This window comes from Acidovorax sp. FG48 (assembly GCF_057809085.1).
In genome coordinates this window covers 182,303-195,277 of the sequence record NZ_JBMDJH010000003.1, presented here as the reverse complement: position 1 = coordinate 195,277, position 12,975 = coordinate 182,303, and the positions used below count along the sequence as shown (strand labels likewise).

General features: G+C 64.3%; 11 protein-coding genes. 6 read left to right on the top strand and 5 right to left on the bottom strand.

Annotated features, from left to right (window positions below; translation table 11 throughout):
* Positions 1-72: 72 nt before the first annotated feature.
* The 3 genes from ACODSU_RS05790 to serA all read right to left on the bottom strand — a co-directional run bounded on the left by ACODSU_RS05790 (position 73) and on the right by serA (position 5,746).
* Positions 73-504: an HIT family protein gene (locus ACODSU_RS05790; protein ID WP_309826352.1), complete on the bottom strand. Its 432-nt coding sequence runs from the start codon at positions 502-504 to the stop codon at positions 73-75.
* Positions 504-4,418: a DUF3683 domain-containing protein gene (locus ACODSU_RS05785; RefSeq protein ID WP_488840772.1), complete on the bottom strand. Its 3,915-nt coding sequence runs from the start codon at positions 4,416-4,418 to the stop codon at positions 504-506. The genes ACODSU_RS05790 and ACODSU_RS05785 overlap by 1 nt, the downstream gene beginning before the upstream one ends.
* 98 nt (positions 4,419-4,516) lie before the next feature.
* Positions 4,517-5,746, bottom strand: a complete 1,230-nt coding sequence (gene serA / locus ACODSU_RS05780; protein WP_015012738.1) for a phosphoglycerate dehydrogenase — start codon at positions 5,744-5,746, stop codon at positions 4,517-4,519.
* Positions 5,747-6,046: 300 nt separating this feature from the next.
* Between serA and ugpB the strand changes: the two genes are divergently transcribed.
* The 6 genes from ugpB to ugpQ all read left to right on the top strand — a co-directional run bounded on the left by ugpB (position 6,047) and on the right by ugpQ (position 11,418).
* Positions 6,047-7,360: a sn-glycerol-3-phosphate ABC transporter substrate-binding protein UgpB gene (gene ugpB / locus ACODSU_RS05775; RefSeq protein WP_488840770.1), complete on the top strand. Its 1,314-nt coding sequence runs from the start codon at positions 6,047-6,049 to the stop codon at positions 7,358-7,360.
* A 120-nt stretch (positions 7,361-7,480) separates the two neighbouring features.
* Complete coding sequence (ugpA, locus tag ACODSU_RS05770; protein WP_015012736.1) at positions 7,481-8,362, top strand: sn-glycerol-3-phosphate ABC transporter permease UgpA; 882 nt, start codon at positions 7,481-7,483, stop codon at positions 8,360-8,362.
* Position 8,363: 1 nt separating this feature from the next.
* The gene (ugpE, locus tag ACODSU_RS05765; RefSeq protein ID WP_015012735.1) at positions 8,364-9,215 is read left to right on the top strand and encodes a sn-glycerol-3-phosphate ABC transporter permease UgpE; all 852 of its coding nucleotides are present in this window, start codon (positions 8,364-8,366) and stop codon (positions 9,213-9,215) included.
* 61 nt (positions 9,216-9,276) lie between these two features.
* Complete coding sequence (locus ACODSU_RS05760) at positions 9,277-10,287, top strand: sn-glycerol-3-phosphate import ATP-binding protein UgpC (RefSeq protein ID WP_488840768.1); 1,011 nt, start codon at positions 9,277-9,279, stop codon at positions 10,285-10,287.
* Complete coding sequence (locus ACODSU_RS05755; protein WP_310227385.1) at positions 10,256-10,660, top strand: bleomycin resistance protein; 405 nt, start codon at positions 10,256-10,258, stop codon at positions 10,658-10,660. The genes ACODSU_RS05760 and ACODSU_RS05755 overlap by 32 nt, the downstream gene beginning before the upstream one ends.
* Positions 10,657-11,418, top strand: a complete 762-nt coding sequence (ugpQ, locus tag ACODSU_RS05750; RefSeq protein ID WP_488840766.1) for a glycerophosphodiester phosphodiesterase — start codon at positions 10,657-10,659, stop codon at positions 11,416-11,418. The genes ACODSU_RS05755 and ugpQ overlap by 4 nt, the downstream gene beginning before the upstream one ends.
* Positions 11,419-11,532: 114 nt before the next feature.
* Here ugpQ and ACODSU_RS05745 read toward each other — a convergent pair whose 3' ends face one another.
* Positions 11,533-12,501, bottom strand: a complete 969-nt coding sequence (locus tag ACODSU_RS05745) for a Bug family tripartite tricarboxylate transporter substrate binding protein (protein WP_488840764.1) — start codon at positions 12,499-12,501, stop codon at positions 11,533-11,535.
* A gap of 173 nt (positions 12,502-12,674) precedes the next feature.
* A complete protein-coding gene (locus ACODSU_RS05740; protein WP_309826357.1) occupies positions 12,675-12,953 on the bottom strand; it encodes a hypothetical protein in 279 nt (92 codons plus the stop codon).
* Positions 12,954-12,975 lie beyond the last annotated feature (22 nt).

Genomic DNA, 12,975 nt, shown 5'->3' with positions numbered 1-12,975 from the left:
CCTTGAGAAAACTGTTGTCAGAAACGACGGCTGCCATTGTCCCACCCGCCCCGGCACACGCTGCCAGCAAGGTTACCGGGCGGCCCACTGCGCTAGCTGGGACTCCAGCTGCGCCTCCAGCGCGGGCAGCAGGGCCAACACGGCGGCCTCTTGCGCTGCGGGGCTGGGCCGCTGCGCTGCGGCCCATACCGGGGCAGGGAAGTGGCTGTCCCAGTCAAACCGTGCAATCACATGCCAGTGCAGGTGCGGCACCATGTTGCCCAGGGCCGCGATGTTGACCTTGGTGGGCGCCAGGTGCTGGCGCAGGGCCTGCTCCACCAGCGTCACCGCCTCCATGCAGTGCACGCGGTCGGCGGCAGTCAGGTCCGAGAACTCAGCCACGTGCACGTTCCACACCACGCGGTAGAAGGCGGGGAAACCCACCTCCTGCGCGCGGATGACACGCAGGCGCTCGCCACGCCAGACCAATGCGCCGCCGTCTTCAGCGCACAAGGGGCAGGCCATCAGACCAGCACCCGCTCAATGCCGCCGTTGTTGGCACGGTGTACGTACTCGGGCATCCAGTTCTCGCCCAGAATCTCGCGCGCCATCTCGACCACGATGTAGTCGGCTTCGAGCAGGCCGTTGTTCAGGTCGCCTTCGTAGCGGTTCAGGCCCTGCAGGCAGCTAGGGCAGCTGGTGAGGATCTTCACGTTGTCCTGGGCACCCACGGCACCGCTCTCGCGCAGCTTGGCTTCGCCCTTGCGGATTTCTTCTTCCTTGCGGAAGCGCACCTGCGTGGACACGTCGGGCCGAGTCACACCCAGCGTGCCCGACTCGCCGCAGCAGCGGTCGCTCTTGAGCACCTGTTCACCCACCAGCGCCTTCACCGTCTTCATCGAGTCCTGCTGCTTCATGGGGTTGTGGCAGGGCTCGTGGTACAGGTAGGCGCCCTTGCCTTGCAGCTGGATGCCCTTTTCGAGCAGGTACTCGTGGATGTCGATGATGCGGCTGCCCGGGAAGATCTTGTCGAACTCGTAGCCCTGCAGCTGGTCGTAGCAGGTGCCGCAGCTCACCACCACGGTCTTGATGTCCAGGTAGTTGAGTGTGTTGGCCACGCGGTGGAAGAGCACGCGGTTGTCCGTGATCATCTTCTCGGCCTTGTCGAACTGGCCGGAGCCGCGCTGGGGGTAGCCGCAGCACAGGTAGCCCGGCGGCAGCACCGTCTGCACGCCCGCGTGCCACAGCATGGCCTGGGTTGCCAAGCCCACCTGCGAGAACAGGCGCTCCGAGCCACATCCCGGGAAGTAGAACACCGCCTCCGTCTCCGCCGTGGTGGCCTGCGGGTTGCGGATGATGGGCACGTAGTCCTTGTCCTCGATGTCGAGCAGCGCGCGCGCCGTCTTCTTGGGCAGGCCGCCGGGCAGCTTCTTGTTGATGAAGTGGATCACCTGCTCCTTGATCGGAGCCGTGCCCACCGTGGCTGGCGGCTTGGCCGTTTGCTTGCGGCCCACCTTGCGCAGCAGGTCCACGGCCATGCGCTGGGCCTTGAAGCCCACGTCCACCATGGCCGAGCGCATCAGCTTGATGGTGTCGGGGTTGGTGGCATTGAGCATGGTCATGGCCAGCGCGTTGCCAGGGCGGAAGGTCTTCTTGCCCATCTTGCGCAGCAGGTTGCGCATGTTCATGGTGACGTCGCCGAAGTCGATCTTCACCGGGCAAGGGCTCTCGCACTTGTGGCACACCGTGCAGTGGTCGGCCACGTCTTCAAACTCCTGCCAGTGCTTGATGCTCACGCCCCGGCGGGTCTGCTCTTCGTACAAAAACGCCTCGACCAGCAGCGAGGTCGCCAGGATCTTGTTACGCGGGCTGTACAGCAGGTTGGCGCGCGGCACGTGCGTGGAGCACACGGGCTTGCACTTGCCGCAGCGCAGGCAGTCCTTGACCGAATCGGCAATGGCGCCGATGTCGCTCTGCTGCATGATCAGCGACTCGTGGCCCATCAGCCCGAAGCTGGGCGTGTAGGCGTTGGTCAGATCGGCATGCAGCGCAGGTTTTGAAGCCGAATCGGCACCAAGCGCTAGTGGAACATGCCCTGGTTGCTCCTGATTTCGGAGCAGCTTGCCTTTATTGAAGCGGCCTTCCGGGTCCACCTTGCGCTTGTATTCGGCAAAGGGACGCAGTTCGTCGTCGGTCAAAAACTCCAGCTTGGTGATGCCAATGCCGTGTTCGCCGGAGATCACGCCATTGAGGCTGCGTGCCAGCACCATGATGCGCGCCACGGCCTCGTGCGCCGTCTGCAGCATCTCGTAGTCGTCGCTGTTGACGGGGATGTTGGTGTGCACGTTGCCATCGCCCGCATGCATGTGCAGCGCCACCCACACGCGGCCCTTGAGCACACGCTTGTGGATGGCCACGGCCTCGTCCAGGATGGGCTTGAACGCCGCACCGGTGAAGATGCCTTGCAGCGGCGCACGCAGTTGGGTCTTCCAGCTGGCACGCAGGGTGTGGTCCTGCAGCTGGGGGAACAGGGTTTCCACATCGTGCAGCCAGCCTTGCCAGAGGGCGCGCACCTCTTCGACCAGAGCGATGGCCTGGGCCACGCGGTCTTGCAGCAGTTCGGGCGAAGGCACTTCGTCGTCGGCGTCGTGCTTGCCCAGGGGCAGGTTGCCGCGTTCGAAGAACTCGGTCAGAGCGTCGCACAGCTTGAGCTTGTTGCGCAGGCTCAGTTCAATGTTGATGCGCTCGATGCCGTCGGTGTACTCGGCCATGCGCGGCAGGGGGATCACCACGTCTTCGTTGATCTTGAAGGCGTTGGTGTGGCGGCTGATGGCCGCCGTCTTCTTGCGGTCGGCCCAGAACTTCTTGCGCGCATCGGCCGTGATGGCGACAAAGCCTTCGCCGCTGCGGGTGTTGGCCAGGCGCACGACCTCGCTGGTCACGCGGGCCACGTCGTCGGCGTTGTCGCCGGCAATGTCGCCAATCAGCACCATCTTGGGCAGGCCGCCGTTGCCCTTCTTGCTCTTGGTGGCGTAGCCCACAGCCTTCAGGTAGCGGTCATCCAGGTGCTCCAGGCCCGCCAGCAGCACGCCACTGCGCTTTTGCTCGGCAAACATGAAGTCCTTGATCTCGACGATGCTGGGCACGGCGTCCTTGGCGTTGCCGAAGAACTCCAGGCACACGGTGCGCGTGTGCTCGGGCATGCGGTGCACCACCCAGCGCGCGCTGGTGATGAGGCCGTCGCAGCCTTCCTTCTGGATGCCGGGCAGCCCCGCCAAGAACTTGTCCGTCACGTCTTTGCCCAGGCCTTCCTTGCGGAAGGTGCGGCCCGGAATTTCAAGCCGCTCGGTGCGCACGGGCGTCTTGCCATCGGCCTCGAAGTACTGCAGCTCGAAGGTGGCGACCTCCACGTCATGGATCTTGCCCATGTTGTGGTCCAGGCGCGTCACCTCCAGCCACTGGGCGTCGGGCGTGACCATGCGCCAGCTGGCCAGGTTGTCGAGTGCGGTACCCCACAGCACGGCCTTTTTACCGCCTGCGTTCATGGCGATGTTGCCGCCAATGCAACTGGCCTCGGCGCTGGTCGGGTCCACCGCAAATACAAAACCGGCGCGCTCGGCCGCATCGGCCACGCGCTGGGTGACCACACCGGCTTCGGTCCACACCGTGCCCACTTCGCGGTCCAGGCCCGGCAGGCGGCGCATCTCCACCTCGGTCATGGCTTCGAGCTTTTCGGTGTTGATGACCACGCTCTTCCAGGTCAGCGGGATCGCGCCGCCGGTGTAGCCGGTGCCGCCTCCACGCGGGATGATGGTCAGGCCCAGCTCAATACAGCCCTTGACCAGGCCCGCCATCTCGACTTCGGTGTCGGGGGTGAGCACCACAAACGGGTACTCGACACGCCAGTCGGTCGCGTCGGTCACGTGGGACACGCGCGAGAGGCCGTCGAACTTGATGTTGTCCTTGGCCGTAAGGCGGCCCAGCGTGCGCTGAATCTGGCGGCGCAGCTGCGCGGCCTGCTCGAAGGTGGCGTTGAACTCGGCCACCGCACGGCGCGCGGCGACGACGAGCTCGCCCACGAGGCGGTCGCGGTCGGCGTCGTCGGCGGGGGTGCGGCGCTTTTCAATCTCGGCCAGCCGATGGTTCAGCGCATCGACCAGCAGCTTGCGGCGGCCGGGGTTGTCCAGCAGGTCGTCCTGCAGGTAGGGGTTGCGTTGCACCACCCAGATATCGCCCAGCACCTCATACAGCATGCGGGCCGAACGGCCGGTGCGGCGCTCTTTGCGCAGTTGGTCCAGCACCTCCCAGGAGGCGGAGCCCAGCAGCCGGATCACGATCTCCCGGTCGGAGAACGAGGTGTAGTTATAGGGAATTTCTCGCAGTCGGGCAGGCTCGGCGGCCTGCGTCTGCAAGGCCGCCAGCGCGATCGGTACATTCATGGGGGTCTACCTGGGGTGGGGGCGCGATTTTAAGCCACCGGCCTATGGCTTGCCGGGCCAGGGCTGCCCGGCTGAGCCGAAGCAGCCCTGCCAGAGCCTCAGAACAGCACGCGGCTGCGCAGGGTGCCGCTCACCCGGGCCAGCTTGTCCAGCGCCAGGTCGGACGAGGCGGCATCGATGTCGATCACCACATAGCCGATCTTCTCGTTGGTCTGCAGGTACTGGGCCGAGACATTGATGGCGTTGTCCGAGAAGATGCGGTTGATCTCGGACAGCACGCCCGGCACGTTGCGGTGGATGTGCAGCAGGCGGTGCTTGCCGGGGTGGGCCGGCAGCGCCACCTCGGGGAAGTTGACCGACGAGGTGCTGGTGCCGTTGTCGCTGTACTTCACCAGCTTCTCGGCCACCTCCAGACCAATGTTGGCCTGCGCCTCCATGGTGGAGCCGCCGATGTGCGGGGTCAGGATCACATTGTCCAGCCCGCGCAGGGGCGACTGGAACTCGTCCTTGTTGGTACGCGGCTCGACGGGGAACACGTCGATGGCGGCGCCCAGCAGCTTCTTGGCCTGGAGGGCCGCAGCCAGCGCTTCAATATCCACCACCGTACCCCGCGCGGCGTTGATGAGGATGCCGCCGGGTTTCATGGCCGCAATTTCGGCGGCGCCAATCATGCCCTCGGTGGAGGGCAGCTCGGGCACGTGCAGGCTCACGATGTCGCTCTGGCCCAGCAGGTCGTGCAGGTGTTGCACCTGCCGCGCATTGCCCAGGGGCAGCTTGTTGACCACATCAAAGAAGGCCACGTGCATGCCCAGCGCCTCGGCCAGCACCGACAGCTGCGTGCCGATGGAGCCATAACCCACGATACCCAGGGTCTTGCCGCGGATCTCGTAGGCGTTGTCGGCGCTCTTGAGCCAGCCGCCCCGATGCGCCACGGCGTTCTTCTCGGGCACCCCGCGCAGCAGCAGGATGGCCTCGGCCAGCACCAGCTCGGCCACAGAGCGGGTGTTGGAGTAAGGCGCGTTGAACACCGCAATCCCCCGCTCGCGCGCCGCATTCAGATCCACCTGGTTGGTGCCAATACAAAAGCAGCCCACAGCCACCAGCTTGTGGGCCTGGGCAAACACCTCTTCGGTGAGCTGGGTGCGCGAACGAATGCCCACAAAGTGCACATCGGCGATCTTGCGCTTGAGTTCCTCGTCAGGCAGCGCACCGGACACCGTCTCGATCTGCGTATAGCCCGCCGCCCGGATCACATCCACTGCGGAGGAGTGGATGCCTTCGAGCAGCAGAAACTTGATCTTGTTCTTGTCGAGCGAATTGGTGGCCATGGCGATGAAGGAGGAGGGATGAAAGAAGGAAAGGTCCGGCGCGCGACGGCGCGAACGAACCGAGGGTGCCCACGCAGGTGAGCAGTCACCAGCATGGTGCATTGCACAAAACCTTGCAAGCCTCGGCAAATGCGCCACACCTTGTCACAAAAAGGTCACAATCGCACCCCTCACGGGTAACCCAAGGGGTTTCCCCGGTTGATGCATGCCGCGAGGTCATGCGACAACGACATATCAATGTCACAAAGGCTGCATAGCATCCGGCCCTTGTGCTTTTCGTCATCCTCGGAGGAAATATTCATGAAAACGAAGCTTCTGGCGGTCTGTGCTGCTGTTGCCATGTCGGTCTGCGTGCCTGCACAAGCGCAGGCTCCCATTGAGATCCAATGGTGGCACTCGATGAGTGCAGCGCTGGGCGACTGGGTCAATGACCTGGCCAAGCAATACAACGCCAGCCAGACCCAGTACAAGGTGGTTCCCACGTACAAGGGTCAGTATGACGAATCGATGACTGGTGCCATCGCCGCGTTCCGCGCCGGCAATGCTCCCCACATCCTGCAGGTGTTCGAAGTGGGCACCGCCACCATGATGGCCAGCAAGGGCGCCATCGTGCCTGCGGCCAAGGTGCTGAACGACGCAGGCTTCAAGTTCGAGCCCACCGAGTACGTGTCCGCAGTGGCCGGCTACTACACCGCCCCCAACGGCCAGATGCTGAGCTACCCGCTCAACAGCTCCACCACCATCTTCTATTACAACAAGGACGCCTTCAAGAAGGCCGGCCTGGACGCCGACAAACCGCCCAAGACCTGGCCCGAAGTGTTCGCTGCTGCCTCCAAGCTAAAGGCCAACGGCCACAGCTGCCCGTTCACCACCAGCTGGGTGAGCTGGACGCAGCTGGAGAGCTTCTCGCTGTGGCACAACACCCTGTTCGCATCGAAGAACAACGGCTTTGATGGCAACGACGCCCAGCTGCAGATCAACACCCCCCTGCACGTTCGCCACTTCGAGAACCTGGCCAAGGCCTCCAAGGAAGGCAGCTTCGTCTACAAGGGCCGCAACAACACCGCCGATGCATCCTTCCCCTCCGGTGAATGCGCCATGATCACCGGCTCGTCGGGCCTGTACGCCCGCGTGGCCAAGGAAGCCAAGTTCGCCTACGGCATCTCCACCCTGCCCTACTACCCTGACGTGAAGGGCGCTCCCCAGAACACCGCCATCGGTGGTGCCAGCCTGTGGGTGATGGCCGGCAAGAAGCCCGAGGAGTACAAGGGCGTGGCCAGCTTCCTGAACTTCCTGAACGACACCAAGGTGCAGGCCGCCAGCCACCAGCGCACGGGCTATCTGCCTGTGACCATGGGCGCGTACAAGCTCACCGAAGCCTCCGGTTTCTATGACAAGAACCCCGGCACCGATGTGGCCGTGACGCAGATGATCCGCAAGGCCACCGACAAGTCGCGCGGCATCCGCCTGGGCAACTTCGTGCAGATCCGCACGATCATCGACGAGGAAACCGAACAGATCTGGTCGGGCAAGAAGTCGCCCAAGGAAGCCCTGGACACCGCTGTGACCCGTGGCAACGAACAACTGGCCCGCTTCGCACGCGCCAACAAGTAAGTACGGTCCACCATCTGTCGGTGCCACCCCGCCCCACAGCAGGGTGACACCGAAAGCCCGCCGCCCCGTCAGCCAGCATGGTTCACGGGGCGGCGGGGTTTTCTTTTTGAGAGTTTCGTCATGGAAAAACGCGTACTTTTCCGCTCTGCATGGCTGCCCTGGGTGCTTCTGGCGCCGCAGCTGGTCATCATCAGCGTGTTCTTCTTCTGGCCCGCAGGCCAAGCCCTGGTGCAGTCGTTCCAGATGCAGGACAGCTTTGGCATGTCCACCGAATGGGTGGGGCTAGACAACTTCAAGGCCCTGTTCGAGGACCCAGGCTACCTGGCATCGTTCAAGACCACGGCCTTCTTTTCGATCCTGGTGGCGGTGGTGGGCATTGGCCTGTCGCTGATCCTCGCCATCTTTGCCGACCGCATCATCAAGGGCGCCATCGTCTACAAGACCGCCCTGCTGCTGCCCTACGCCGTGGCTCCGGCGGTGGCGGGCGTGCTGTGGATGTTCATGTTCTCCCCCTCGCTGGGCGTGGTGGCGTACATGCTGCGCCAGTCGGGCTTTGACTGGAACCACATGCTCAACTCCGACCACGCGATGACACTGATCGTGATTGCTGCGGTCTGGAAGCAGATCTCCTACAACTTCCTGTTTTTCCTCGCGGGCCTGCAATCCATCCCCAAGTCCCTGATCGAAGCTGCCGCCATCGACGGCGCCGGCCCCTGGCGCCGGTTCTGGAGCATCCAGTTCCCGTTGCTGTCGCCCACCACGTTCTTCCTGCTGGTGATCAACGTCGTGTACGCGTTCTTCGACACCTTTGCCATCGTGGACTCCACCACGCAAGGCGGCCCCGGGCGCGACACCTCCATCCTGGTCTACAAGGTCTACCACGACGGTTTCAAGGCCATGGACATGGGCGGTTCGGCCGCGCAGTCGGTGGTGCTGATGGCCATCGTCGTGGTGCTGACGGTCATCCAATTCCGCTACGTCGAAAAGAAAGTGCAGTACTGAAATGGTTGAACGTAGTCCCTACCTCACCGCGTTCTCGCACCTCATCATGGTGCTGGGCGTGATCATCGTCGGCTTTCCGCTGTACCTGGCCTTCGTCGCCTCCACGCACACGGCGCAGGACATCGTGCAGGTGCCCATGCCCATGGTGCCCGGCAGCAACTTCTGGCAGACCTACCACGATGCGCTGTTTGGCGGCGGCTCCGGCCCCGGCTCCAGCGCCCCCGTGGCCCGCATGATGTGGGTGAGTTTCATCACCGCCATCGTCATCACCCTGGGCAAGATCGCCATCTCGCTGCTGTCGGCGTTTGCCATCGTGTACTTCCGCTTTCCCTTCAAGGGCATCTGCTTCTGGCTGATCTTCATCACGCTGATGCTGCCGGTGGAAGTGCGCATCGGGCCTACCTACCAGGTGGTGTCCAACCTGGGCATGCTCAACACCTACGCGGGCCTCACGGTGCCGCTGATCGCCTCGGCCACCGCCACCTTCCTGTTCCGGCAGTTCTTCCTGACGGTGCCCGATGAGCTGGTGGAGGCCGCGCGTGTGGACGGCGCCGGCCCCATGCGCTTCTTCAAGGACATCCTCGTGCCGCTGTCGCGCACCTCGATCGCAGCGCTGTTCGTGATCCAGTTCATCTACGGCTGGAACCAGTACCTCTGGCCCCTGCTGGTGACCACCTCCGAGGACATGTACCCCGTGGTGATCGGCATCAAGCGCATGCTGGCCGGCGGCGATGCAGGCAACGAGTGGAACATCGTGATGGCCACGGCCCTGCTGGCCATGCTGCCGCCCGCCTTTGTGGTGGTGGTGATGCAGCGCTGGTTCGTCAAAGGCCTGGTGGATACCGAAAAATAAGACAAAACCCCTGCAAGCGCTTGTTCAATAAGCCCCTGTAGCTATCAAATTCATTGCACATATGGCATCCCTCTCTCTTCGCAACATCGTCAAGCGCTACGGCGTGGGCCCCAAGGCCAACCAGGTCATCCACGGCGTGAACGCCGAGATCAAGGACGGCGAGTTCGTCGTCATCGTCGGTCCCTCGGGCTGCGGCAAGTCCACCCTGCTGCGCATGGTGGCGGGTCTGGAAGAAATCTCCGGCGGCGAATTGCGCATCGGCGACCGTGTGGTCAACGACCTGGAACCCGCCCAGCGCGACATCGCAATGGTGTTCCAGAACTACGCGCTGTACCCCCACATGACGAACTTCGAGAACATGGCCTATGGCCTGAAGATCGCCAAGGTGCCCAAGGAAGAAATCCAGCGCCGCGTGGACAAGGCCGCCAAGATCCTCGAACTCTCGCACCTGCTGGAGCGCAAGCCGCGCGAGCTGTCCGGCGGCCAGCGCCAGCGCGTGGCCATGGGCCGCGCCATCGTGCGCCAGCCGCAAGTCTTCTTGTTTGACGAGCCCTTGTCCAACCTGGACGCCAAGCTGCGCGCCCAGACGCGCCTCGAAATCCAGAAACTGCACCGCGAACTGGGCATCACCAGCCTGTTCGTGACGCACGACCAGGTCGAGGCCATGACGCTGGCCCAGCGCATGATCGTGATGAACGCAGGCAACATGGAGCAGTTCGGCACGCCCGAAGAGGTCTACCACACGCCCGCCTCCACCTTTGTGGCCAGCTTCATCGGCTCGCCACCCATGAACCTGCTCAAGAACGCCCCGGGCGCCAAGCCGGGCACCATCCTGGGCATCCGCCCCGAGCATCTGGACGTGGGCAGCGAGGGCTGGGCGGTCACGGTCGAAACCGTGGAGCTGCTGGGCGCCGAGCGCCTGATCTACGGCCGCCTCAACGGCGAGCAGATCATCGTGCGCGTGGAGGAAGGCACCCACGCGCCGCAGCCCGACTCGGTGATCCATGTGCTGCCGCGCCCCGACCGCCTGCATGCGTTCGATGCCACCACGGGCAAACGCATCCCCGGCTGAGCCTGTGCAGCCGGGTGAAGCCGTCCGCGCCGGGCAAGGCATTCTCGCCACCGTGCCGGTGCTGGCCTCGCTGCACCTGGCGGAAACCCGGCAGTTCTACGTCGAACGGCTGGGCTTCACCGCGCTGCTGGAGATGGACCACTACCTGATCCTGCAGCGCGACGGGTGCGAACTGCACTTCTGGCACTGCACCGAGCGCCACATTGCAGAAAACACCTCGTGCTACGTGCGTGCAGACACTGACTTGCTGCACGCGGATTTCACGGCACGGGGCCTGCAACTGGCGCCCCCTACCGTCCAGCCCTGGGGCATGAAGGAGATGTTCGTCATCGACCCCCACGGCAACCTGCTGAAATTTGGTGAACCCGCATGAGCGCACCCTCTTCCCCCCTCGTCCCGTGGCCCTACCCCCGCTGGATCGCCCACCGCGGCGCTGGCAAGCTGGCCCCTGAAAACACCCTGGCCGCGTTCCGGCTGGGCGCCCAGTACGGCTACCGCATGTTCGAGTGCGACGCCAAGCTGAGTGCCGACGGCGTGCCCTTTCTGATGCACGACGCCACGCTGGAGCGCACGACCAACGGCCACGGCACCGGCGGTGATCTGCCCTGGGCCGAGCTCGCCCAGCTGGACGCCGGCGGCTGGCACTCTCGCAGCCACGCGGGCGAGCCCCTGCCCACGCTGGAGAACCTGGCGCGCTACTGCATCGCCAACGGTTTTTTCCTGAACATCGAGATCAAGCCCACGCCGGGGCAGGAAGAAGTCACTGGCCGCGTGGTGGGTGAATACGCTGCGCGGCTGTGGCAAGGCCAGGCTGTGCCGCCCCTGTTCTCGTCGTTCAAGCCCGAGGCACTGGCCGGTGCTATGGCCACCGCCCCCTACATTCCCCGCGCGCTGCTGATCGACGCGCTGTGGGACGGGTGTTTTGACAAGGCCCAGGCGCTCGGCTGCATAGCCATCGTGTGCAACTACGCGCTGTGGGACCAAGCCCTGGTGGCCCAAGTGCAGGGCATGGGCATGCGTACGCTGAGCTATACGGTGAATGACGACTGGGCAGCGCAGCGCCTCATCGCGCTAGGCACGGACGGCATCATCACCGACCGGGTGGATTTTTTCTCGCCTGCCAAGCCATAGGGCACCACTTCACCAAAACACCCCCATCCCAATCTAGCGGCCACCGTGGGCCGGCCTCACCGGGCCACTGGTGGCGCCCCCCTTCAGGGGGAAGGCGCTTAGCGCCTCAGGGGGTCAATCCATCTTCGCGCCGGACTTCTTGACAGCATCCGCCCAGCGCGGCATCTCGGCGGCCAGGAACTTGGCAAAGTCGTCTGCGCCCAAAAACGCCGGATCGGCACCCTGGCTCACCATCCGGTTGCGCACGTCGGGCATCTGCAGCACCTGGCCAAAGGCATCACTGAGCTTGTTGACCACGTCCTTGGGCGTACCAGCAGGAGCCAGAAAGCCGTAGAAGCCCACCACCTCAAAGCCCTTGATACCGCTCTCGATCACTGTGGGCACCTCGGGCAGCGCGGGGTTGCGCTCCTTGCTGGTCACGGCCAGGGCGCGCACCTTGCCTTGCTTGTGGTACGACGCAGCCTGCGGAATGCTCTCGGCCATGAACTGCACCTGCCCGCCCATGAGGTCGGTGAACGCGGGCGCGCTGCCCCGGTAGGGAATGTGCACCATGAATAGGCCCGTGGCCGTCTTGAACATCTCGGGCACCAGGTGGCTGATGCCGCCATTGCCCGCCGAGCCAAAGTTGACCTGACCAGGCCGCGACTTGGTATAGGCCATGAACTCCTGCAGGTTCTTCGCGGGCACGCTCGGGTTGACCAGCAAGGCCAACGGCTGCATGGCCGTGCGTGCCACGGGCACAAAATCCTTCAAGGTCGCGTAGGGCAGGCGGCTGTACAGCGCGGGGTTGATGACCATCACCCCCGTGTTGGCCAGCATGATGGTGTGGCCGTCCGGGGGCGCTCTCATGACCTCCTGCGCCCCCACCGTGCCACCGGCACCGGCCTTGTAGTCCATCACCACGGGTTGGCCCAGCACGGTCTGCAGCTTGTCGGACAGCAGGCGCGCATGCTGGTCCAGCGGCCCGCCGGCGGGGAAGCCCACCACGATACGAACCGGCTTGGACGGAAACGCCTGCGCATGCACGGCGGCAGACAAGGCCAGGCCTGCGGCCAGGGTGATGCAGGTACGCAGCAGCTTCATGGGGGTGTCTCCAGCTTTTGGTTGTGGGTGTGAGGGATGCTTGCCGCTTCCGTCGACGCGGACCATGGCGACCGCATGGGAAGATGCAAAGAGGCTATCAGACACTAGGGCGCGGCAGCCCTCCAGAGCACCCCTCGCAAACCCTCAAAACATGTGACGGCTTGCTGAAAGCTTCAGGCCTTCCAGCCCCGCACCAGCACCCACTGGCAGGTGGCGCAGGCCACGACCAGCGCGGCATAGGTGAGCATCTTGCCGTCACGCCCCCACAGCACCAGCCCTGCCGCGAGCACCGCCACCCCCACGGCAAACAGAATCGCCCCACGCAGCCACACCGACATCGCAGAGGCGCTGCGCGAGCCCACCAGGCGGCCCGAAAGCACCAGTACGAGCGCCACAGCGGCAGCGGGTGCAACAAAGTTGAGGAGGTGGTTGGCGATGTCCAGCGGACCCATGGAATTGACCCAAATCAAGGCT